Origin of the sequence: Bradyrhizobium sp. JR4.1 (genome assembly GCF_040548605.1) — a bacterium.
Classification (GTDB): Bacteria; Pseudomonadota; Alphaproteobacteria; order Rhizobiales; family Xanthobacteraceae; genus Bradyrhizobium; species Bradyrhizobium canariense.
Map to the genome: position 1 here is coordinate 746,697 of NZ_JBEPRY010000001.1, position 20,788 is coordinate 767,484.

A 20,788-nucleotide genomic window follows, 5' to 3' on the forward strand; every position below is an offset into this window, starting at 1 on the left:
CGTAACCCACCACTTCCGTCACCGCAGAAACTAAAGAGGTGGGTTACGCTCCGCTAACCCACCCCCGTTCCGAGCGCTGGCTATGCCCTCGCCGAAATCGCCGCTGCTTCCGCTGCGGCGCGCTGCATGCTGGTCGACATCTCGTTGGTCACGGTGCTCTGCTCTTCGATTGCCGCGGCCGTCGACGTCACATATTCGCTGACGTTGCTGATGGCCGTCTTGATCGAAGCCAGGGCGGTGACGACGTCTCCGGAGATACCGTTGAGGCTACCGATCTCAGCGCCGATCTTGTCAGTGGCCTGCTTGGCTTGGTTAGCGAGGCTCTTGACCTCCGAGGCCACCACTGCAAAGCCCCGACCGGCCTCGCCGGCGCGGGCGGATTCGATGGTGGCGTTAAGTGCAAGGAGATTGATCTGCCCGGTGATGTTGTTGATGAGCTCGACGATCCCGCTCATCGCCAGCGCCGCTTCAGTGAGGCGCTGGGCCTGGGCATCAGCGGAAGCGACCTGCTCCACCGCGCTCATCGCGGTCTCGCGCGATTTGGTCATGGCCTCGGAAATCTCCCGCACTGAGGCGTTCAGCTCCTCCGAACCCGCGGCGACCGATTCCATCATGCTGCGGACGCGCTCGTTGCCCATGCGGACCAGCACCTGCTTCGTGACGTCGGTCGCATATTTCACGACCTTGAACGGCTTGCCGTTGAGATCCATGATCGGGTTGTAGGAGGCCTGGATATAGACCTCCTTGCCGCCCTTGCCGATGCGCTTGTATTCGGCCGCCTGGTACTGGCCGCGGTTGAGCGCGGCCCAGAACTCGCGATAGCCATTGCCATCGCGCTCCGAGGGCTCGACGAACATGCTGTGGTGCTTGCCTTTGATCTCCGCCAGCGAATAGCCGAGGGCACCGAGGAAATTGGCATTGGCGGTGATGATCGTGCCGTCCATGTTGAACTCGATCACCGCCTGCGCCTTCTCGATCGCCGCGATCTGGCCGGCGAGATCGGCGGTCTTCATCTTCTCGGCGGTGACGTCGGTGGCGAACTTGGCGACGCCGAAGGGCTTGCCGTTCTCATCGAGTAGCGGATTGTAGGAGGCTAGAATCCAAACCTCGCGGCCGCCCTTGCCGATGCGCTTGAACTCGCCAGCCTGGTATTCGCCGCGGTTTAGCTTGGCCCAGAACTCGCGATAGGCCGCGCCGTCGCGCTCGGCCTGGGGCACGAACAGGCTGTGATGCTTGCCCTGGATCTCGGCAAGCGAATAGCCGAGCGCCTTGCAGAAATTCTCGTTCGCGGTGACGATGGTGCCGTCGAGCTTGAACTCGATCACGGCCTGGGCGCGGCCCACAGCAGCGATCTTCGAAGCGTCCGTCATGCTCCGGATCTTCTTCTCGGTGATTTCGGTCGCAATCTTGGCGACCATCACCGTCTTGCCGTCGCCGTCGAGCACCGGATTGTAGGATGCTTCGATCCAGATCTCGCGGCCGCCCTTCGCGATCCGCTTGAACTCGCTTGCCTGATACTCGCCGCGGTTCAATGCGGCCCAGAACGCCTTGTACTCGGCGCTATCGCGCTGATCGGCCGGCATGAACATGGCGTGCTTCTTCCCCTTGATTTCGTCGAGGGAATAGCCGAGGGCATTCAAGAAATTTTCGTTGGCGTGAAGGATCGTGCCGTCCATGGCAAACTCGATCATGGCCTGCGAGCGCCCGATGGCTGCGAGCTGAGCGTCCGCGTCGTTGCGGGACTTGCGACCAAACATCAGTGAATCTCCAAAATCATGAAATTGCGTGACGGGATCAGGGGACGTGACGGCGCGGCACACGCACCGAATTCCAATCGAAAATTCCGCCGGTAAACTCGCGTTGCGAAGACCGAGGCGGGTACGCAAGATGATTCAATACCTATAAGACTCGAATAAAGTGCTAACGAATTCTGGGAAAGGCGATGGCCGACAAAGCAGCCTAAAGCTGTACGACGGCACGCCTTACACGCTGCTCGGTCCGCGCTGAATTGAAATGGCCTTGGTCCTTCAGGGGTTTGAAGGAAAGCGTCTCGTGATCGGTCATGGCGAGTTTGCTACGGAAGAATCCGGCGACTCCGTGCCGCATGTCCGTAGTGTCACGGTGCTTGCCGCGCCTTGTGCAACGTACTGCGCCCGATCCCCCATAGCGTAAGGTTCCAAACGATGCATGTGGCGAGTGCAAGCCCAAGACCGATGGCCGAACCGAACCATTCCACCGCCACGTGCATTGTGGCGATCGCCATGCCGAATCCGAGCAGGCCCCAGGCGGAGTTGGCGAGCACGGCAGCAGTCGGAGGGCCGCCGATGCGGGGATGCAGGATCACCATGATGCTGGAGAACACCACCGGGTACAGCGCGATGATGCCGCTGATCCGGGGACCGACCCAGCCCGAGGTCGAGACGACGATCGCGACCAGGGTCGCGACCAGCGCAGCCCGCATCGGCACGTCATACCAGCGCCGCGTCACCAGCGGCATCTTCGCGTGGCGATAGCCCGCGAGCAACGGAATGCAGATGCCGAACGCGATCAGATTGGCGGCGAGCCCGGCGGTGAGCGGCCAATCGAACTGCTTGATGATCGATGCGAACACGATCCAGACTGCGACCGCGCTTCCGCAACTCACCAGAAGGCTACGCCGCTGTGCCAGCACCACATAGGTAACGCACATGAAGATCGTCGCTGCATTGACCGGCAAGCTCGACAGTGCGCCCTGCGCGATGAAGGCGGCATCGTGGTCGAGCGCGAGGAAGACGTAGGATGGTCCGGCCGAGACCGGCAAGGTCGCGACCAGCGCGCCGATCACCGGCCCCGAGCGCTCGGTGATGATCGACGCCGTCACGACGAACGCCGCCGCGACCATCATGCGCAGAACGAGGATGAGGATGAAGTGGAGCTCGGGGGACATTTTTTTCTTTGTCGTCCCGGGCTTCGCCGAGACGACACTAATTGTGGGGCGAGCGGCCTTCGCTCGCTACATCCGCTGCATCGAGACCGAAACCTTCGGGCCGTTCTTGATGGTCTGATAGACCACGCAATAGCGTTCGGTCAGCTTGAGCAGCAGGTCGAGCTTGTCTTGCGGCGCATCAGTGTCGACCTCGAAGCGCAGACGGATCTCGGCGAAGCCGACCGGGGTCTCCTTGTCGACGCCGAGCGTGCCGCGGAAATCGAGATCGCCCTCAGCGTAGACGTTGCCGGTCTTCAAGGGCACCTCGATCGCGGTCGCGACCGATTTCAGCGTGACGCCGGCGCAGGCGACCAGCGCCTCGAGCAGCATGTCGCCGGAGCAGAGCTCGAGGCCGGAGCCGCCGGTTGCGGGATGCAGGCCGGCCATTGCGATGGCGCGGCCGGTCTCGACCTTGCAGGCGATGCCTTCGCTGTCGGTCGAGCCCTTGGCCTTCAGCGTGATCATCGCGGTCTTGGGATCGGTCTTGTAGCGCTCCTTGATCGGGGCCTGCATCTGGCGCAGTTCTGCGGCGTCCATCTTGTTCTCTCCCGGAAAAATCGTCTCTACGAAGTACCGGCTTGCGATGTACCGGCTCAGAGAGAAATTGTCACCACCACATGGCCTGACCGGGACCCTGGGTTGCGTCACGGTCGGGCACGTTGCGGTCGAGCGAGCGGTCGAGTGACGTCAGCACACTTCGCTTGAAATTCTCGAACAGCGGCGCATTGCGGTCGCGTGGCCGGCCGAGATTGATCTCGATCTGATCAAACAGCCGGCCCGGCCGCGGTCGCATCACCAGCACGCGGTCGGCCAGCACCACGGCCTCGTCGACGTCATGCGTGACGAGGATGAGCGTCGGCCGCGTGTCGGCCCAGAGATCGAGCAGATGATCCTGGAGGTCCCTGCGGGTGAAGGCATCGAGCGCCGAGAACGGCTCGTCGAGCAAGAGCACCTCGGGCTGCGGCACCAGGGCGCGGGCGATCGCGACGCGCTGTGCCTGCCCGCCCGAGAGCTCGCGCGGCCAGGCCTGCGCCTTCTCGGCGAGCCCGACGCGATCGAGCGCACGCGCCACCTTCTCGCGCCGCTCGGTCGCGGGCCCATCGGCAAGACCAAAGCCGATATTGTCGGCGACGCTGAGCCAGGGCAGCAGCCGCGGCTCCTGGAAGATGATGCCGATCTTGGCATGCGGCGCGGCGATCGCCTCGCCGTCGAGCGTCACCGTGCCCGAGCTTGCGCGGTCGAGGCCCGCAATGGCGCGCAGCAGTGTGGACTTGCCACAGCCCGAGCCGCCGATGATGGCGACGATCTCGCCTTGCCTGATCTCGGCGGAGAAGCGCGCCAGCGCCTGCACGCTGTTGGGATAGGTCTTGCTGACCCGGTCGAGCGCCAGCATCGCATTATGCTCCCACCGTACGCCCGAAGGCGTCCTGCCAGCGCAGGAAGGGCGCAGCCGCGATCTCGATCAACCAATCCGTGAGCTTGCCGAGGATCGCGAAGATCACGATGGCGGCGAGGATCTGCGCGGGCTTGCCGAGCTGCTGGCCGTCGAGCAGGAGATAGCCGAGCCCTTCGGACGCGCCGATCAACTCGGCCGCCACCACGAACATCCAGCCCAGACCAAGACCGACGCGCAAGGACACGACATAGGCCGGCAGCACCGCAGGCAGCAGGATGCGGCGGATCATGGCAGGTCCGGAGAGACGGAAGGTGCGACCGACCTCGACGATCTTGCGATCGACCATGAGGATCGCGCCCATCACGCCGAGATACACAGGGAAGAACACGCCGACCGCGATCAGCGCAATCTTGGAGGTCTCGAAGATGCCGAGCCAGAGGATGAACAGCGGCACCCAGGCCAGCGATGGAATTGCGCGCAGCGCCTGCACGGTCGGATCGAGCAGCCGCCGCGCCAGCGACCAATAGCCGGAGATGGCGCCGAGCAAGGTGCCCGCGACCACGCCGAACGCAAAACCAAGACCGACGCGCCACAGTGTCGCGGCGATGTGACGGACCAACTCACCGGAGCGGGCAAGATCAACGATGGTGGCGAACACGCGCGAGGGCGGCGGCACCAGCCGGCCGTTGGACAAGCCGCGCCAGACCAGGAACTCCCAACCGAGCGCGAGGGTGAGCGGCAACAACACACCCAGCAATGGACGCCCATAACGCGACAACCACGAAGGCGCAGCGGCGCTTTCGGCCGGTTCCGTAGTCTGTTGCAGGACTCGCGCGTCGGAGATCATGGCCGGTAGGAAGCGCGTCTTGTGCGAGATTGCAACACTACTCTTGCCATGCCCTCCGCTGCTTTTCCCTTCTCCCCTTGCGGGAGAAGGTGGCGCGAAGCGCCGGATGAGGGGTTCTCTCGGCTCGCAATACTGATCGTGAGGAAAGAACCCCTCACCCGCCTCGCTTCGCGAGGCACCCTCCCCCACAAGGGGGGAGGGAAAGAGCCCCTCAATTCGTCGGCAGCGGGACCTGATCGTCGATCAACGCATCCAGCGTCGCCTTCACATCGACCTTGGCGTCGACGACGCCGGCCTGTTGCAGTGCGAGGCCCGCGGCGAGGATCGATTCACGCTGGGGCGCGCCGATGCGGCTGTGAGTGAGCTCGGTGCGCTCCTTGAGCTGCTTGTCGACGACAGGCTCCGGCAGCTTGGTCACGGCGATGAAGGTCTTCTTGAGCTCGTCGTAATTCGCCAGCGAATATTTGCGCGCCTCTTCGTAAACGGCGAGCACGCGGCGGGCGGCGTCCGGATAGTCCTTCAAAAACTGCTCGCGCACATTGAGGATGCCCCAAGTGTTGGCCTCGGCCTTGCGGTAGAACAGTTTCGCGCCATCCTCGACCTCGGCCTGCGCCATCATCGGATCCAGCCCGGCCCACGCATCGACGTCGCCGCGGATCAGCGCGGTCTTGCCGTCGGCGTGCTGGAGCAGCACCGGCGTGATGTCCTTTTCGGTGAGACCTGCGCCAAGCAGCGCGCGCACCAGGAAAATATGCGGATCGGTGCCGCGCGTCACCGCGACGCGCTTGCCCTTGAGGCCGGCCACATCGGCGATCTTGGAATCCTTTGATGTCACCAACGCCGTCCATTCGGGACGCGAATAGACGTAGATCGACTTGATCGGGTTGCCGTTGATACGTGCGACCAGCGCCGCCGAGCCCGCGGTCGAGCCGAAATCGATCGAGCCCGCATTGAGGAATTCGAGCGCCTTGTTGGAGCCGGCCGACTGCACCCAGGTGACGGTGATGCCGTCCTTGGCGAACTCCTTTTCCAGGAGCCCCTTCTGCTTCAGGACCATCGACACCGGATTATAGGTCGCCCAATCGATACGGATTTCCTTGAGTGGATCCGCCGCCCGCGCCGCGGGGGACACGGCAAGAGCGACCGCTCCCGCCAGCAGTATGCGTCGTGCAATCCTGGTCATGCCCGGTCTCCTCGAAACTTCATTGTTTTTCAATGAGTTACATCTAGAGGTCAACGAGAAAATCCGCCCCTCGAAAGCGCGCCGGCCGAGAACAGCTTTACCCAAAGCCGCACCTTTCCAGCATGGAACGACTATTGCGAGAGAATGGCGGGTGACAGCGCCTGCCGCCTCTTATATCCGGTGAGACATGGACAGCGTCGCGACTGAGCACAAGGCCGAGGTGGACGATCGCTTCGACACCGCGCGGATCACCGCCGCGGTCGATGCGCTTGCCGAGAAGCACCAGGGACGCGAGGACGCATTCCGCACGGCCATGGCGCAACTGCTCAAGGCCGAGCTGATTGCGTCGCGCGCCGCGGCACAGACGATCCTGCTGAAGGACCGTCACGGCCGGCGCTGCGCCGAGCGGCTGTGCCACGTGCAGGACGAGATCATCCGCATCCTGTATTCGGCCGCGACCCGCCATCTCTACCGCTCGCCGATCCCGAGCGGTGCCGAGCGCATGGCGGTGGTGGCGACCGGCGGCTATGGCCGCGGCCTGATGGCTCCCGAGTCCGACATCGATCTGCTCTTCATCCTGCCCTACAAGCAGACCGCCTGGGGCGAGCAGGTCGCCGAGGCCATCCTCTATTGTCTTTGGGACATGGGGCTGAAGGTCGGTCACGCCACCCGCTCGGTCGACGAGTCGATCCGGCAGGCGCGAGGCGACATGACCATCCGCACCGCGATCCTGGAGACGCGCTTTCTTACCGGCGACCGGCCGCTCTATGACGAGCTGGTCGCCCGCTTCGACAAGGAGGTCGTGCAAGGCACTGCGTCGGAGTTCGTCACCGCCAAACTCGCCGAGCGTGAGGAGCGGCATCGCCGCGGCGGTCAATCGCGTTATCTGGTCGAACCCAACGTCAAGGACGGCAAAGGTGCGCTCCGCGACCTGCACACGCTGTTCTGGATCGCAAAATACGTCTACCGCGTGAGCGACACCGACGAGCTGGTCGACCGCGGCGTGTTCGACGCGCAGGAATACCGCACCTTCCGCCGCTGCGCCGACTTCCTCTGGTCGGTACGCTGCAATCTTCACTTTTACTCCGGCCGCGCCGAAGAGCGCCTCTCCTTCGACCTTCAGCGCGAGATCGCGGTCCGGCTCGGCTACACCTCGCACCCCGGCATGCAGGACGTCGAGCGCTTCATGAAGCACTACTTCCTGGTCGCCAAGGAAGTCGGCAACCTCACTGCCATCCTCTGCGCCAAGCTCGAGGACCAGCAGGCCAAGCCCGCGCCGGTGCTGAGCCGGATGATGGCGCGGCTGCGCCCCACCGCGGCGAAGCGGCGGGTGCCCGACAGCGACGATTTCATCGTCGACAACAACCGCATCAACGTTGCGGCGCCCGACGTGTTCAAGCACGATCCGGTCAATTTGATCCGGATCTTCCGCCTGGCGCAGAAGAACAATCTCGCCTTCCATCCGGACGCGATGCGCGACGTGACGCGTTCGCTTGGCCTGATCAACGCGCAGATGCGCGAGAATCCCGAGGCCAACCGGCTGTTCATGGAGATCCTGACGTCCGACAACGCGGAGATCGTGCTGCGGCGGATGAACGAGACCGGCGTGCTCGGCCATTTCATCCGCGCCTTTGGCAAGATCGTCTCGATGATGCAGTTCAACATGTATCATCACTACACCGTCGACGAGCATTTGATCCGCTGCGTCGGCTTCCTTCAGGACATCGAACGCGGCGGCATCGAGGAATTCGCGGTGGCGAGCGACCTGATGCGCAAGATCCGGCCGGAGCATCGCTCCGTGATCTACATCGCGACGCTGCTGCACGACGTCGCCAAGGGCCGGCCCGAGGACCACTCGATCGCCGGCGCCAAGGTGGCGCGACGGCTCTGCCCGCGGCTCGGCTTCAGCCCGGCCGACACCGAGCTCGTGGCCTGGCTGATCGAGGAGCATCTGACGATGTCCACGGTCGCACAATCGCGCGATCTCTCCGACCGCAAGACCATCGAGAATTTCGCCGCCGTGGTGCAGTCGGTCGAACAGATGAAGCTCTTGACGATCCTGACCACCGCGGACATCCGCGGCGTCGGCCCGGGCGTGTGGAACGGCTGGAAGGCGCAGCTCTTGCGCTCCCTCTACTACGAGACCGAACCGGTGCTGACGGGCGGCTTCTCGGAGGTTGACCGCGGCAAGCGCCTCACGGCCGCTTACGCCGAATTCCGTAACGCCTTCGCGGAATGGCCGGCGGAAGAGCTCGACGCCTATATCGGCCGGCACTATCCGGCCTATTGGCTCAAGGTCGAGCTGCCGCGCAAGATCCGCCATGCGCGCTTCGTCCGTGCCAGCGAGCAGGCCGGCCACAAGCTTGCGATCAATGTCGGCTTCGACGAGGTGCGTGGCGTCACCGAGCTGACCATCTTCGCCGCCGACCATCCCTGGCTGCTGTCGATCATCGCGGGCGCCTGTGCCTCGGCCGGCGCCAACATCGTCGATGCCCAGATCTACACCACGACCGACGGTCGCGCGCTCGACACCATCTCGATCTCCAGGGAATACGATCGAGACGAGGACGAGGGCAGGCGTGCGACGCGCATCGGCGAGATGATCGAGGACGTTCTGGAAGGCAAGCTGCGTCTGCCCGAGGTGGTGGCGCGGCGCACCGTGCGCGGCAAGGCGCGGCCGTTCGTGATCGAGCCGGAAGTGACGATCAACAACCAATGGTCCGACCGCTACACGGTGATCGAAATGTCCGGCCTCGACCGGCCCGGCCTGCTCTACGAGCTGACCACCGCGATCTCGAAGCTCAACCTCAATATCGCCTCGGCCCATGTCGCGACCTTCGGCGAGCGCGCCCGCGACGTGTTCTATGTCACCGATCTCCTGGGCGCACAGATCAGCGCACCGACACGCCAGGCCGCGATCAAGAGCGCGCTGACCCACGTGATGGCCGGCGACAAGCAGGTTCAGCCGGCGGCGTGAGGGCGGCTGCGCACCTCTCTCCTCGCGTCGTTCCGGGGCGTCGCGCAGCGGCGAACCCGGAATCCATCGTGCCACTGGTGACGCGGAGAAATGGATTCCGGGTTCGCGCTACGCACGCCCCGGAATGACCACAGGCGGATATCTAAACCGCCACGCCTTCATGCCGGAGCAACCAACGCTTGCGCGCGAGGCCGCCGCCATACTTCACCAGAGAACCATCGGCGCCGATCAGACGGTGGCACGGCAGCACCACGCTGATCGGGTTGGAGCCGTTGGCATGGCCGACGGCGCGAATGGCTTTGGGCATGTCGATCCTGGCAGCGAGCGCGCCGTAACTCATCGTGGTGCCGGCAGGGATTTGCGTCAACGCATTCCAGACCTTCTGCTGGAACGACGTGCCGGCGATGCGCCAGGCGATGCCTGAGAGCTGGCCGAGGTCGCCGTCGAAATAGCCCGACAGCGCGGTCCGCATGGCCGCGGGCGCGGGTTGGTCACTCAGATCCACCACACCGTAATGCAGGCGCAAGAGCTCGCGCATGCGGTGCTCGTAATCCTCCCAGTCGAGCGCGCGCAAGGCGCCCGCGGCGTCGGTGACCAGCAGCGCAATCCCGATCGGCGTCGCCAGCCGATCGAGGCCGAAGGTTACAGGTGGGTTGGTCGGTCGCGCGGGCATTGCAGCACCATGGCATCGAAACACGCCATCGCACTTGCCACGCCCACCGTGCTAACGTCCACCCGAAAGCTGACGCTGGGGGAGCTCAACTTGATCTGGATCGCGAATATTTTGGTGGCGCTGGTCGCCGCACTGCACGCTTACTTCCTGATCCTGGAGATGTTTCTCTGGGACAAGCCGCAGGGCTTGAAGGTCTTCCGCAACACGCCGGAGAAGGCAGCAATCACAAAGGTGCTGGCCGCCAACCAGGGGCTCTATAACGGCTTCCTGGCCGCAGGCCTGGTATGGGGGCTGGTGCACGGCAATCCGGCCTTCGCGTTCCAGATCAAGGCGTTTTTCCTGCTCTGCGTGATCGTGGCCGGCGCTTATGGCGCAGCGACCGTCAGCACGCGCATCCTGATGGTGCAGGCGCTGCCGGCGGCGCTCGCACTGTCAGTCTTGTTCCTGACCTGAGACGCCATAGCGCGGCGCCGCGATCCTTGCGCGTCGCCTGCCGTTCCTCCACAATCTGCGACAGCGATGGCGACCGTTGGCAATCAACGGGACAAGACCGTCGGTCGGAAATTCCGTCAGGAGGAACAACCCCACATGAGCAATCGCAGAGCCTTCATCACTGCCACGGCGGCGCTCGCCTTCGCGTTCTCCGCCAACCAAGCTCTCGCCCAGAAGAAATACGACACCGGCGCGAGCGACACCGAGATCAAGATCGGCCAGACCGTGCCGTTCTCCGGGCCCTATTCCGTCTACGCCAATATCGGCAAGACCCAGGCCGCCTACTTCAAGATGATCAACGATCAGGGCGGCATCAACGGCCGCAAGATCAATCTGATCCAGTATGACGATGCCTATTCGCCGCCGAAGACGGTCGAGCAGGTGCGCAAGCTCGTCGAAGGCGACGAGGTGCTGTTCACCTTCCAGATCATCGGCACCGCCGCGAACGCCGCCGTGCAAAAATATCTCAACGGCAAGAAGATCCCGCAGCTGCTGGCCTCGACCGGCGCCGCGCGCTTCAACGATCCGCAGAACTATCCCTGGACCATCGCCTATAATCCCAACTACGTGTCCGAGGGACGCATCTACGCCAAGTACATCCTCAAGGAGCATCCGAACGCCAAGATCGGCGTGCTCTACCAGAACGACGATATGGGCCGCGACTATCTCGCCGGCCTCAAGAGCGGTCTCGGTGACAAGGCCGCCGGCATGATCGTCGGCGAAGTCTCCTACGAAGTCACCGATCCGACGGTGGACTCGCAGGTGGTCAAGCTGAAGTCGTTGGGCGCCGATCTTTTCTATGATGCCTCGACACCCAAGTTCGCGGCGCAGGCGATCAAGAAAGTCGCCGAGCTCGGCTGGACGCCGGTGCACATTCTCGACATCAATGCTAGCCCGATCTCGGCGACGCTGAAGCCGGCCGGCCTCGATATCTCCAAGGGCATCATCTCGACCCAATACGGCAAGGAGCCCGGCGATCCCCAGTGGAAGGACGATCCGGGCGTGAAAGCCTTCTTCGCCTTCATGGACAAGTATTTCCCCGAAGGCGACAAGCTCAATACCGTCAACACCTATGCTTATTCCGTCGCCGAATTGCTGACGCAAGTGCTGAAACAGTGCGGCGACGACCTGTCACGTGAGAACGTGATGAAGCAGGTCGCCAACATCAAGGACTTCACCCCGAGCTTCGCGCTGCCCGGCATCAAGATCAACACCGGGCCGAACGACTACCGCGTCAACAAGCAGATGCAGATGATGAAGTTCAACGGCGAACGCTGGGAGCTGTTCGGCCCGATCATGGAGGATGCGGGTCCAGCGGGTTAGTTACTGGGTAGGGTGGGTTAGCGCAGCGTAACCGACCTTTTTGATTTCCGCGGAAACAGAAGTGGTGGGTTACGCCCAGCGGACTGCGCTTTGCGCAGCCGCAAGGCTAACCCACCCTACGAACTGAGACGTTGCGTATCCTACGAACTGCGGGCGCACGCCCAACTTGCGTTGCAACAACGCCTCATCCACACTCGCCCTCAGCGGTGACATCAGGTGCGCATGAGCGCACCCGATTGATCACCGGCAATAAACAATGAGGAAATGCGAATGAGGAATGGAATTCTGCATCTGGCCACTGCAACGGCGCTAACCCTGGCGCTGTCGATGCCGGCGGCCAATGCCCAGAAGAAATATGATCCGGGCGCCAGCGATACCGAGATCAAGGTCGGCCAGACGATGCCGTTTTCTGGACCGGCGTCGGCCTATTCGTCGATCGGCAAGACCCAAGCCGCCTATTTCAAGATGATCAACGACCAGGGCGGCGTCAACGGCCGCAAGATCAATCTGATCCAGTATGACGACGCCTACTCGCCGCCGAAAGCCGTGGAGCAGATTCGCAAGCTGGTCGAGAGTGACGAGGTCCTGCTGACCTTCCAGATCATCGGCACGCCGGTGAACGCAGCCGTGCAGAAATATCTCAACTCGAAGAAGGTGCCGCAACTGTTCGCGGCGACCGGAGCCTCGAGGTTCACGGATCCGAAGAACTTTCCGTGGACGATGGGCTTCAACCCCAACTACTTCGTCGAAGGCCGCATCTACGGACAGTACATCCTGAAGGAGCATCCGAACGCCAAGATCGGCGTGCTCTATCAGAACGACGACCTCGGCAAGGACTATCTGAACGGCATCAAGGCCGGTCTCGGCGACAAAGCTGCCAAGATGATCGTGACTGAAGCTTCCTACGAAGTCTCCGATCCGACTGTCGATTCGCAGATCCTCAAGATCAAGGACGCCGGCGCCGATCTGTTCTTCAGCGCCACCACGCCGAAGCAGGCGGCCCAGGCGATCAAGAAAATCGCCGAGATGGGCTGGCATCCGGTGCAGATCGTCGACATCAACGCCACCTCGGTCGGCGCGGTGCTGAAGCCGGCCGGCCTCGACGCCGCCAAGGGCCTGATCAGCGTCAATTACGGCAAGGAACCACTCGATCCGACCTGGAAGGACGATGCCGGCCTTAAGAGGTATTTCGACTTCATGGCCAAGTATTATCCGGATGGCGACAAGGACTCGAACTTCAACACCTACGGCTACAGCACGGCGCAGCTGCTGGTCCATGTGCTGAAGCAGTGCGGCGACGACCTGACGCGCGAGAACGTCATGAAGCAGGCCGCCTCGCTGAAGGACGTGACCAGCGACACCGCGCTGCCCGGCATCAAGGCCAATACCTCACCGACCGACTACCGGGTCAACAAGCAGCTTCAGATGATGAAGTTCAACGGCGAACGCTGGGAGCTGTTCGGCCCGATCATTGAGGATGCGAGTCCGGCGGGTTAGTTCTCGGAAGCAACTGCCTCAACGCCGTCATGGCCGGGCCAGCCCGGCCATGACGGAAAATCAATCCGGTATCTCTCCAAAGTTCTTCCCCACCGGCAGCACCGCGTGCCGAATGAGCCGTGAGTCCTCCACCGCGGCCTGCCGGTGCTTCACCGCTTCGCGATAGACGGGGTCGCGGATCATCTCGACGAAGGCGGCGACGCTTGGGTATTCGGCGATGAAGCAATGGTCCCAGCGCTCGGTCTCGGGGCCGATCAGCATCAGCTCGAATTTGCCCTGCCAGACGATGCGGCCGCCGAGGCGTTCGAACACCGGGCCGCTCTCGCGGCCATAGGCCGCATAGGCTTCCGCGCCGCTCGTCTTGCGGCCGTCCGGATAGGCCGCCTCCTTGCGCAAGCGCACCAGGTTGAGCATGTGGATCGGGCCGGGGCGGTCGTTCTCCCGGAACTGCGAAAAAATCTCCTTGGTCGGATCGATGTGGCCCATGCGTGCTCCCTCTTGTTTATGCCGGCGATCCTAGCTCCGCCGGCAAACCAGCGGAACTGCGGCCAGCGAATGCCGCACCTCCTAATCGCGCGTTAAGCTCTGGGTAACCGGGCCTTAAACAGCGACCGCTAGCGTGCGGCGGGGCGGGCTGACCGGGCGTTTGCGTATGGGGTTGGGAAAGAAAAAGGGTGGGCGGAAGGAGCCGTTGTTCGGCTTGCCTGCGGCACTCGCCGATCTGCGCCTGACCGCGGCCGACCGCATTCCCGGCGGCGATGACAAGCCGAAGAAATCGACGAAATCATCCGCCAAACGCAAGAGCGAGGATGCCGGCGACGAGCCGCCGCGCGAGCGGAAGGCGCCGGCCGGTCGCGGCAGTGCCAAGCGGCGATCCAAGTCACGCATCGGCGCGAACCTTGGCCGCCTGGTCTATTGGGGCGCGGTGCTGGGTCTGTGGGGCGCGATCGCCGTGATCGGCGTCGTGATCTGGGTCGGCGCTCATCTGCCGCCGATCCAGTCGCTCGAGATCCCCAAGCGGCCGCCGACGATCCAGATCGTCGGCATCGACGGCAGCATGCTGGCGCAACGCGGCGAGATGGCCGGCGCCAACGTCTCGCTGAAGGATCTGCCGCAATATCTGCCCAAGGCGTTCATCGCCATCGAGGATCGCCGCTTCTATTCGCATTTCGGCATCGATCCCGTAGGCATCCTGCGCGCGCTCGTCACCAACGTGCTCCATCGTGGCGTGTCGCAGGGTGGCTCGACGCTGACGCAGCAATTGGCGAAGAACCTGTTCCTGACCCAGGAGCGCACCATGGCGCGCAAGCTGCAGGAAGCGGAGCTCGCGATCTGGCTGGAGCGCAAGCATTCCAAGAACGAGATCTTGGAGCTCTATCTCAACCGCGTCTATTTCGGCTCCGGCGCCTATGGCGTCGAAGCCGCCGCGCAGCGCTATTTCGGCAAGTCGGCCAAGAACGTCACCATCGCGGAGGCCGCGATGCTGGCCGGCCTCGTCAAATCGCCTTCGCGGCTCGCGCCGAACCGCAACCCCGAGGGCGCGGAAGCGCGCGCGAAAATCGTGCTCACGGCGATGGCGGATGCCAAATTCATCACCGAAGCGCAGGCGCAGGCCTCGATCGGCCAACCCTCCTACAATGTGAAGCCGGTCGGCGCCGGCACGGTCAACTACGTCGCCGACTGGATCGGCGAGGTGCTGGACGATCTGGTCGGCCAGATCGACGAGAGCATCAAGGTCGAGACCACGATCGATCCGAAGCTCCAGAGCGTGGCGGAAGCCGCCATCATCGACGAGCTCGCGGCCAAGAGCGTGAAATTCAATGTCAGCCAGGGCGCGCTGGTGGCGATGACGCCGGACGGCGCGGTTCGCGCCATGGTCGGCGGGCGGAATTATTCCGAGAGCCAGTACAACCGCGCCGTCACCGCCAGGCGCCAGCCGGGCTCCTCGTTCAAGCCATTCGTGTACCTGACCGCGCTCGAGCAGGGGCTGACGCCCGACACGCTCCGCCAGGATGCGCCGATCGAGGTCAAGGGCTGGAAACCTGAGAACTACACCCACGAATATTTCGGCGCGGTGACGCTGACCCAGGCGCTCGCGATGTCGCTCAACACAGTCGCCATCCGCCTCGGCCTCGAGGTCGGTCCGAAGAACGTGGTGCGCACCGCGCACCGGCTCGGCATCTCGTCGAAACTCGAGCCCAACGCCTCGATCGCGCTCGGCACCTCCGAAGTCTCGATGGTCGAGCTGGTCGGCGCCTACGCACCTTTCGCCAATGGCGGCTTCATGGCGACGCCGCATGTCGTCACGCGGATCAGGACGCTCAGTGGCAAGCTGCTCTACATGCGCCAGGCGGACGAGCACAACCAGGTGGTCGATCCGCGCTATGTCGGCATGATGAACGCGATGATGCGGGAAACGCTGATCAGCGGCACCGCCAAGAAGGCGGAGATCCCGGGCTGGCCGGCGGCCGGCAAGACCGGCACCAGCCAGGACTACCGCGATGCCTGGTTCATCGGCTACACCGCCAACCTCGTCACCGGCGTGTGGCTCGGCAATGACGACAACTCGCCGACCAAGAAGGCGACCGGCGGCGGCTTGCCGGTCGAAGTCTGGTCCCGCTTCATGAAGACGGCGCACGAGGGCGTGCCGGTGGCAGCCTTGCCGAGCTCGCAAGGCAGCTGGGGCCTGTCGAACCTCGCGCAGGCGACGTCGCAGGTGTCCCCGCCAACAGCGGCAGCGCCCGTACCGGCACCGGCCAGCAACGGCGGCTATCGGCCGCCGCCGACGCGCGCCAATGCGCGACCGGAAGCAGCCGCAGGACTCGATGGCTGGCTGATGGACCGGCTGTTTGGCGGAAATCGCTAGGTTCTGCGTGGGTCCTTGTGGCCTCAAAACAAAATCGCGAAAACAACCCCATGCACAGTAGCCAGTGATAGCGGAATCAACGGCTTACGCGAGTCGCAAGACGGCTGATTCTGGCAGCAAGGCCATTTGACACGTCGGGCAAAACAGAACCGTCCCGCCATCATCCCGAACGGGGCAACTATCTCGGCTATCCCTGTTCGCCACCGGTCTCGTCTTCGGCAAGTCCTGCCTACCATGGCGAAATCGACCGATCCCCGCAGCTCCCGGAACGCAAAAAAACCAGTCTCTTCAAGCTCGGGGCGGCGGCCCGGGATTTGCTCTCATAGGTTGAGCAAGTATCGGAGAGCGTTCCATCATGTCAGGTGTATCCAGCGCGGCGTTGCCTCATCTGCGGCCCGCATCAACGTCCGCTTCGAATAGGACATCGAGTCTTCAGCCGGCGGGACCGGATGCGACTGATGCTGCGACCGACGGCTTTCGGATCGACGTCTCGCAGGTCAAGCCCCTGACAGGCGCCAAGTCGATATCCGCGGCGGACAATCCTCACCTGCGCGACCTCATGGCAACGAACTGGCTGATGACCCATGATACGAGCGCGACTCAATCGGCCGTCTCGGACGGTGCACCGGAGAATACCTATGCTCAGGTGAAGGTCGACGGCAAGGTGGTCGCCACCCTGTACAATGGCGGGTCCTCGACGATGACCAACGAGGCGGCTGCAAAGATCGGCAAGCTGGAGGATCCACCCGGTCTGAGTGGACCGGATCTGGCGCAGTGGCGGGCCGATAGCTATGCCGAGCGGCTCGGTGGCACCGTTGAAAAAGCTTCCACCGCGATCACGCAATCGCAATGGACCCCGCGTGAAAGCAGCTCCGCAACCTATAGCCGCGATCAACTCGATGCGGCCTTCCAGGCGATGCTGGCCGAGGGCCAGAAGGCGGCCGCGCAATTGCAGTCATCCTATCTCGCCTCGCGCACGCAGCCGGGGACAAGCGCGGATGTCAGCGCCTGAGCAGAGGGATGAATTGAGTTCGCGCGGACCTCGCCGCATTCTCAACTGTCATTCCCGCGAACGCGGGAATCCAGTACGCCGTGGCCTCTCGGTTCAACAACAACCGCCTCGGAATACTGGATCGCCCGGTCGAGCCGGGCGATGACAGCGGCAGATGGAGGCTGGCAGCGAGGACCTAATCCTCGACCCCGTACCGGTGCAAATCGTTCCCATACGTATCGAGCCACTTCTTGGCGCGCTCCATCGACGGGCAGACCTTGCCGCAGACGCGCCAGAACCGCGCCGAGTGGTTCATCTCGACGAGATGGGCGACCTCGTGCGCGGCGAGATAGTCGAGCACGTAGGGCGGCGCGAGGATCAGGCGCCAGGAGAACGACAGCGACCCGGCCGAGGTGCAGGAGCCCCAGCGGCTCGATTGATCGCGGATCGAGAGCCGCTTGACCTTGACGCCGAGCTCGCCGGCATAGGATTCCGCGGCACGCTGAAGGTCGCGGCGAGCCTCGCGCTTGAGGAAGTCGCTGATGCGACGGTCCGCATGCTCGACGCCACCGGCGACGCAGAGAATGCGTTCACCGCTATCGCGCACTTCCGTCCACACCGTACCGCGCGTGCCGGCGCGATGAACGATGCGATGAGAAACGCCGCGAAGCGGTATCACTGTGCCAGGCTGAAACGGTGCGGCCTTCGGCAAACGGCCGAGACGTGCCGCGATCCATGCGCCGTGGCGCTGCGCGAAGTCTTTTGCTTCGGCGAGCGTGCCGCGCGGCGGCATGGTGAGGATGGCTTCGCGATCGCTCGGATGAATTCTGAGCGTGTAACGGCGCGCGCGGCGATGCCGGCGCAGTCGAATCGCAAAATATTGCGATCCGTGGGTGATCAGGAGGGTCTTCGGCTCGTGGGGCCGCCGATAGAGGAGTGCGCGAGTGGCCATGTCTGTCAGTCCGGGGGGCAGGAGGGCGCCCGGATTCTGCCATAACCGCCGCCAGGGAAAGCGCTCGGCGCAAAAACAAATCATTTGCCCAATATACAGGGGTCTGGCGTCCGGGAGACCCTACAGACTGGGGTTGGAACCGGCTTTTTTCGCCCCCGTCAGGCGCATGCGGCACCCCCAAGGGGTGAGGTTGGACTCACTCCTACAAAGCTACCTAAATACCGCGAATCTGGCGGGAACTCGCCCCTGTCGGAGCCTCCGACAGGGCGTCGATTTTCAGCGGGAAAGCCGAAATACGCGATTATTCGGCCGCGAGTGCCTGCAATGAGCTCGGATTCGCCGCCGAGACCATGAAGTCATGGATGCGCGGCACGATTTCCGATTTGAAGCGCGAGCCATTGAACACGCCGTAATGTCCGACGCCCTTCTGGACGTAATGAACGCGGCGGTGATCGGGAATCGAGCTGCACAATGTGTGCGTTGCTTCGGTCTGACCGATGCCGGAGATGTCGTCGTTCTCGCCTTCGACCGTCATCAACGCGACGCGCGTGACCTTGGAGGGATCGACGCGTGTTCCACGATGGGTCATCTCGCCCTTCGGCAGCGAATGCTTCACGAACACGGTGTCGACGGTCTGCAGGTAATACTCGGCGGAGAGATCCATCACCGCGAGATATTCGTCGTAGAAGTCGCGATGCTTGTCGACGAGGTCGCCGTCGCCCTTCACCAGATTGGCGAACAGCTGCTTGTGGGCATCCATATGCCGGTCGAGATTCATGCTGATGAAGCCGTTGAGCTGCAGGAATCCCGGATAGACGTCGCGCATCATGCCCGGATGCGGGAACGGCACCTTGGTGATGACGTGGTTGCGGAACCAGTCGATACCGCGCTCCTGGGCGAGGTTGTTCACCGCGGTCGGATTGCGCCGGGTGTCGATCGGGCCGCCCATCAGCGTCATCGAGGTCGGCACGAAGGGATCACGCAGCGCTTCCATGATCGAAACAGCAGCGACAACGGGAACCGAGGGCTGGCACACCGCCAGCACATGCGTGTTGCCGCCGAGGACATGCAGCATCTCGATGACGTAGTCGATGTAGTCGTCGAGATCGAAACGGCCGTCGCTGAGCGGCACCATGCGGGCATCGGCCCAATCGGTGATGTAGACCTCATGCCCCGGCAGGAAAGCCTCGACCGTACCGCGGAGCAGCGTCGCGTAATGGCCGGACATCGGCGCTACGATCAGCACGCGCGGCTGCGGGCTGCGCAGCGGACGGGTGAACTTGCGATCGAAGTAGAGCAGGCGGCAGAACGGCTTTTCCCAGACCGAGCGGACCTCGACGGGAACGCGGATGCCGTTGACCTCGGTGTCGTTGAGGCCCCATTCCGGCTTGCCGTAACGGCGCGTGGTGCGTTCGAACAATTCGCAGGCCGCGGCAACCGACTTGCCGACCTCGGTGCGTGCCCATGGATTGAGGGGATTCTGAAACAGCAGCTTGGTCGCGTCCGTGATCGCACGCGCCGGATTGAGAGAGGCTTGCCCCATCTCGTACATCCAGTACATCGGCGTCGTCAGGACCGGACTGCCTTCGGCCACCAGGGGTGGCGCGCCGCCAAACTCGCCAATCGGCATCGCTATATTCCTCTTCGCATCGCAGCATACTGCCGAATGCGTAATATTGCGTCAATGCATGGTTCCGTACATTTACGTGGCCCAGTCGCCCAAACCGGGCTGAATCCACGAGAAAGTTACGTTATTCGCCGCCTGACAGCAGCGAGCCCTGCATCCTGGCGCTGCGCAAAAGGGCAAGGAATGCCCCAAAAGATGCAATCAACAGCACCGCATTGATGGCCAACGCGCTCAGCATCAGATCGGTCCTGAAGGTGTTTTCGATCAGCAGCGCGCGCATTCCTTCGAACACGTAGGTCGGCGGCAGCGTCCAGGCAATATACTGCAGCCAGACCGGCAGCACGCTGACGGGATAGTAGACGCAGGCGAGCGGCATGATGCCGAACATCAAGGTCCAGACGATGCTCTCGGCACCGAGACCGTTTCGCAGCACCAGGCCGGAGACGAAGATGCCGACCGACCAGCTCGTGAAGATCAGGTTGCAGAAGAACGCGATCAGCGGCACACCGAGCGCATAAACGTTGAAGTGAAACAGGAACAGCGCAAGCAGCGTCATCGGGATGACGCCGATCGCGAGCCTGATCAGGCTCATGATCATCAGCGACAGCAGAAATTCGATCGGCTTCAACGGGCTCATCATGAGATTGCCGAGGTTGCGCGCCCACATCTCTTCCAGAAACGAGATCGAAAAGCCAAGCTGCCCGCGAAACAGGATGTCCCAGAGGATGACGGCGCCGATCAGGGTGCCGCCGGCACGTGCGAAGAAGTTTGCATTCTGCGCGATATAAAGCTGAAGAAAGCCCCAGGTGATGACCTGCAGCGCCGGCCAGTAGAGCAGCTCGAGCAGCCGCGGCCAGGACGACAGCAGGAGGTACCAATAGCGCAGGATCATCGCGCCGATGCGATGGAGGGAGATGCCGCGGTGGAGGGAGGCCTCACTCATCGCGCACTCCCGTAGCCCGGATGAGCGAAGCGACATCCGGGACCTTGCTGGCGGCG

General features: G+C 63.2%; 17 protein-coding genes. 6 read left to right on the top strand and 11 right to left on the bottom strand.

Annotated features, from left to right (window positions below):
• Positions 1 to 80: 80 nt before the first annotated feature.
• The 6 genes from ABIB90_RS03630 to ABIB90_RS03655 form a co-directional block, all read right to left on the bottom strand.
• Positions 81 to 1,757 (bottom strand): methyl-accepting chemotaxis protein, encoded by a 1,677-nt coding sequence (locus ABIB90_RS03630; RefSeq protein ID WP_007598150.1) that lies wholly within the window; start codon positions 1,755 to 1,757, stop codon positions 81 to 83.
• A 359-nt stretch (positions 1,758 to 2,116) separates the two neighbouring features.
• Positions 2,117 to 2,926, bottom strand: coding sequence for a hypothetical protein (locus ABIB90_RS03635; protein WP_354200221.1), 810 nt, complete (start codon positions 2,924 to 2,926; stop codon positions 2,117 to 2,119).
• A gap of 66 nt (positions 2,927 to 2,992) precedes the next feature.
• Positions 2,993 to 3,502, bottom strand: a complete 510-nt coding sequence (locus ABIB90_RS03640) for an OsmC family protein (RefSeq protein WP_212303282.1) — start codon at positions 3,500 to 3,502, stop codon at positions 2,993 to 2,995.
• 70 nt (positions 3,503 to 3,572) lie between these two features.
• Positions 3,573 to 4,358 (bottom strand): ABC transporter ATP-binding protein, encoded by a 786-nt coding sequence (locus ABIB90_RS03645; RefSeq protein ID WP_354200222.1) that lies wholly within the window; start codon positions 4,356 to 4,358, stop codon positions 3,573 to 3,575.
• 4 nt (positions 4,359 to 4,362) lie between these two features.
• A complete protein-coding gene (locus ABIB90_RS03650) occupies positions 4,363 to 5,208 on the bottom strand; it encodes an ABC transporter permease (protein WP_354200223.1) in 846 nt (281 codons plus the stop codon).
• Positions 5,209 to 5,419: 211 nt separating this feature from the next.
• Positions 5,420 to 6,391, bottom strand: a complete 972-nt coding sequence (locus tag ABIB90_RS03655; RefSeq protein WP_354200224.1) for an aliphatic sulfonate ABC transporter substrate-binding protein — start codon at positions 6,389 to 6,391, stop codon at positions 5,420 to 5,422.
• 187 nt (positions 6,392 to 6,578) lie between these two features.
• On the opposite strand from ABIB90_RS03655, the gene ABIB90_RS03660 reads away from it, so the two are divergent.
• On the top strand, positions 6,579 to 9,368 hold the full coding sequence (locus ABIB90_RS03660) for a [protein-PII] uridylyltransferase (protein ID WP_219679794.1): 2,790 nt from the start codon (positions 6,579 to 6,581) through the stop codon (positions 9,366 to 9,368).
• A 142-nt stretch (positions 9,369 to 9,510) separates the two neighbouring features.
• Here ABIB90_RS03660 and ABIB90_RS03665 read toward each other — a convergent pair whose 3' ends face one another.
• Positions 9,511 to 10,041 carry a methylated-DNA--[protein]-cysteine S-methyltransferase gene (locus ABIB90_RS03665; protein WP_007598160.1) on the bottom strand — a complete coding sequence of 177 codons (531 nt, stop codon included), beginning with the start codon at positions 10,039 to 10,041 and terminating at the stop codon, positions 9,511 to 9,513.
• A 9-nt stretch (positions 10,042 to 10,050) separates the two neighbouring features.
• Here ABIB90_RS03665 and ABIB90_RS03670 point away from each other — a divergent pair, with 9 nt between their 5' ends.
• The 3 genes from ABIB90_RS03670 (at position 10,051) to ABIB90_RS03680 (ending at position 13,353) form a co-directional block, all read left to right on the top strand.
• Positions 10,051 to 10,494 (top strand): DUF1304 domain-containing protein, encoded by a 444-nt coding sequence (locus ABIB90_RS03670; RefSeq protein ID WP_007598162.1) that lies wholly within the window; start codon positions 10,051 to 10,053, stop codon positions 10,492 to 10,494.
• A 135-nt stretch (positions 10,495 to 10,629) separates the two neighbouring features.
• Positions 10,630 to 11,856 (top strand): ABC transporter substrate-binding protein, encoded by a 1,227-nt coding sequence (locus ABIB90_RS03675; RefSeq protein WP_007598163.1) that lies wholly within the window; start codon positions 10,630 to 10,632, stop codon positions 11,854 to 11,856.
• A gap of 270 nt (positions 11,857 to 12,126) precedes the next feature.
• On the top strand, positions 12,127 to 13,353 hold the full coding sequence (locus ABIB90_RS03680; RefSeq protein WP_007598165.1) for an ABC transporter substrate-binding protein: 1,227 nt from the start codon (positions 12,127 to 12,129) through the stop codon (positions 13,351 to 13,353).
• 60 nt (positions 13,354 to 13,413) lie between these two features.
• On the opposite strand, the gene ABIB90_RS03685 is transcribed toward ABIB90_RS03680, so the two are convergent.
• Positions 13,414 to 13,839 carry a DUF1330 domain-containing protein gene (locus tag ABIB90_RS03685; protein ID WP_354200225.1) on the bottom strand — a complete coding sequence of 142 codons (426 nt, stop codon included), beginning with the start codon at positions 13,837 to 13,839 and terminating at the stop codon, positions 13,414 to 13,416.
• 166 nt (positions 13,840 to 14,005) lie between these two features.
• On the opposite strand from ABIB90_RS03685, the gene ABIB90_RS03690 reads away from it, so the two are divergent.
• Complete coding sequence (locus ABIB90_RS03690; protein WP_354200226.1) at positions 14,006 to 16,219, top strand: transglycosylase domain-containing protein; 2,214 nt, start codon at positions 14,006 to 14,008, stop codon at positions 16,217 to 16,219.
• 352 nt (positions 16,220 to 16,571) lie between these two features.
• Entirely contained in the window at positions 16,572 to 17,231 is a 660-nt protein-coding gene (locus ABIB90_RS03695; RefSeq protein ID WP_035993812.1) for a hypothetical protein, read from the top strand.
• Between the two features lie 175 nt (positions 17,232 to 17,406).
• On the opposite strand, the gene ABIB90_RS03700 is transcribed toward ABIB90_RS03695, so the two are convergent.
• The 3 genes from ABIB90_RS03700 to ABIB90_RS03710 form a co-directional block, all read right to left on the bottom strand.
• Complete coding sequence (locus ABIB90_RS03700) at positions 17,407 to 18,246, bottom strand: M48 family metallopeptidase (protein ID WP_354200227.1); 840 nt, start codon at positions 18,244 to 18,246, stop codon at positions 17,407 to 17,409.
• Between the two features lie 217 nt (positions 18,247 to 18,463).
• Positions 18,464 to 19,792 (bottom strand): polyhydroxyalkanoate depolymerase, encoded by a 1,329-nt coding sequence (locus ABIB90_RS03705; RefSeq protein ID WP_007598173.1) that lies wholly within the window; start codon positions 19,790 to 19,792, stop codon positions 18,464 to 18,466.
• Between the two features lie 121 nt (positions 19,793 to 19,913).
• Entirely contained in the window at positions 19,914 to 20,732 is an 819-nt protein-coding gene (locus tag ABIB90_RS03710; RefSeq protein WP_219679809.1) for an ABC transporter permease, read from the bottom strand.
• Between the last annotated feature and the right edge of the window lie 56 nt (positions 20,733 to 20,788).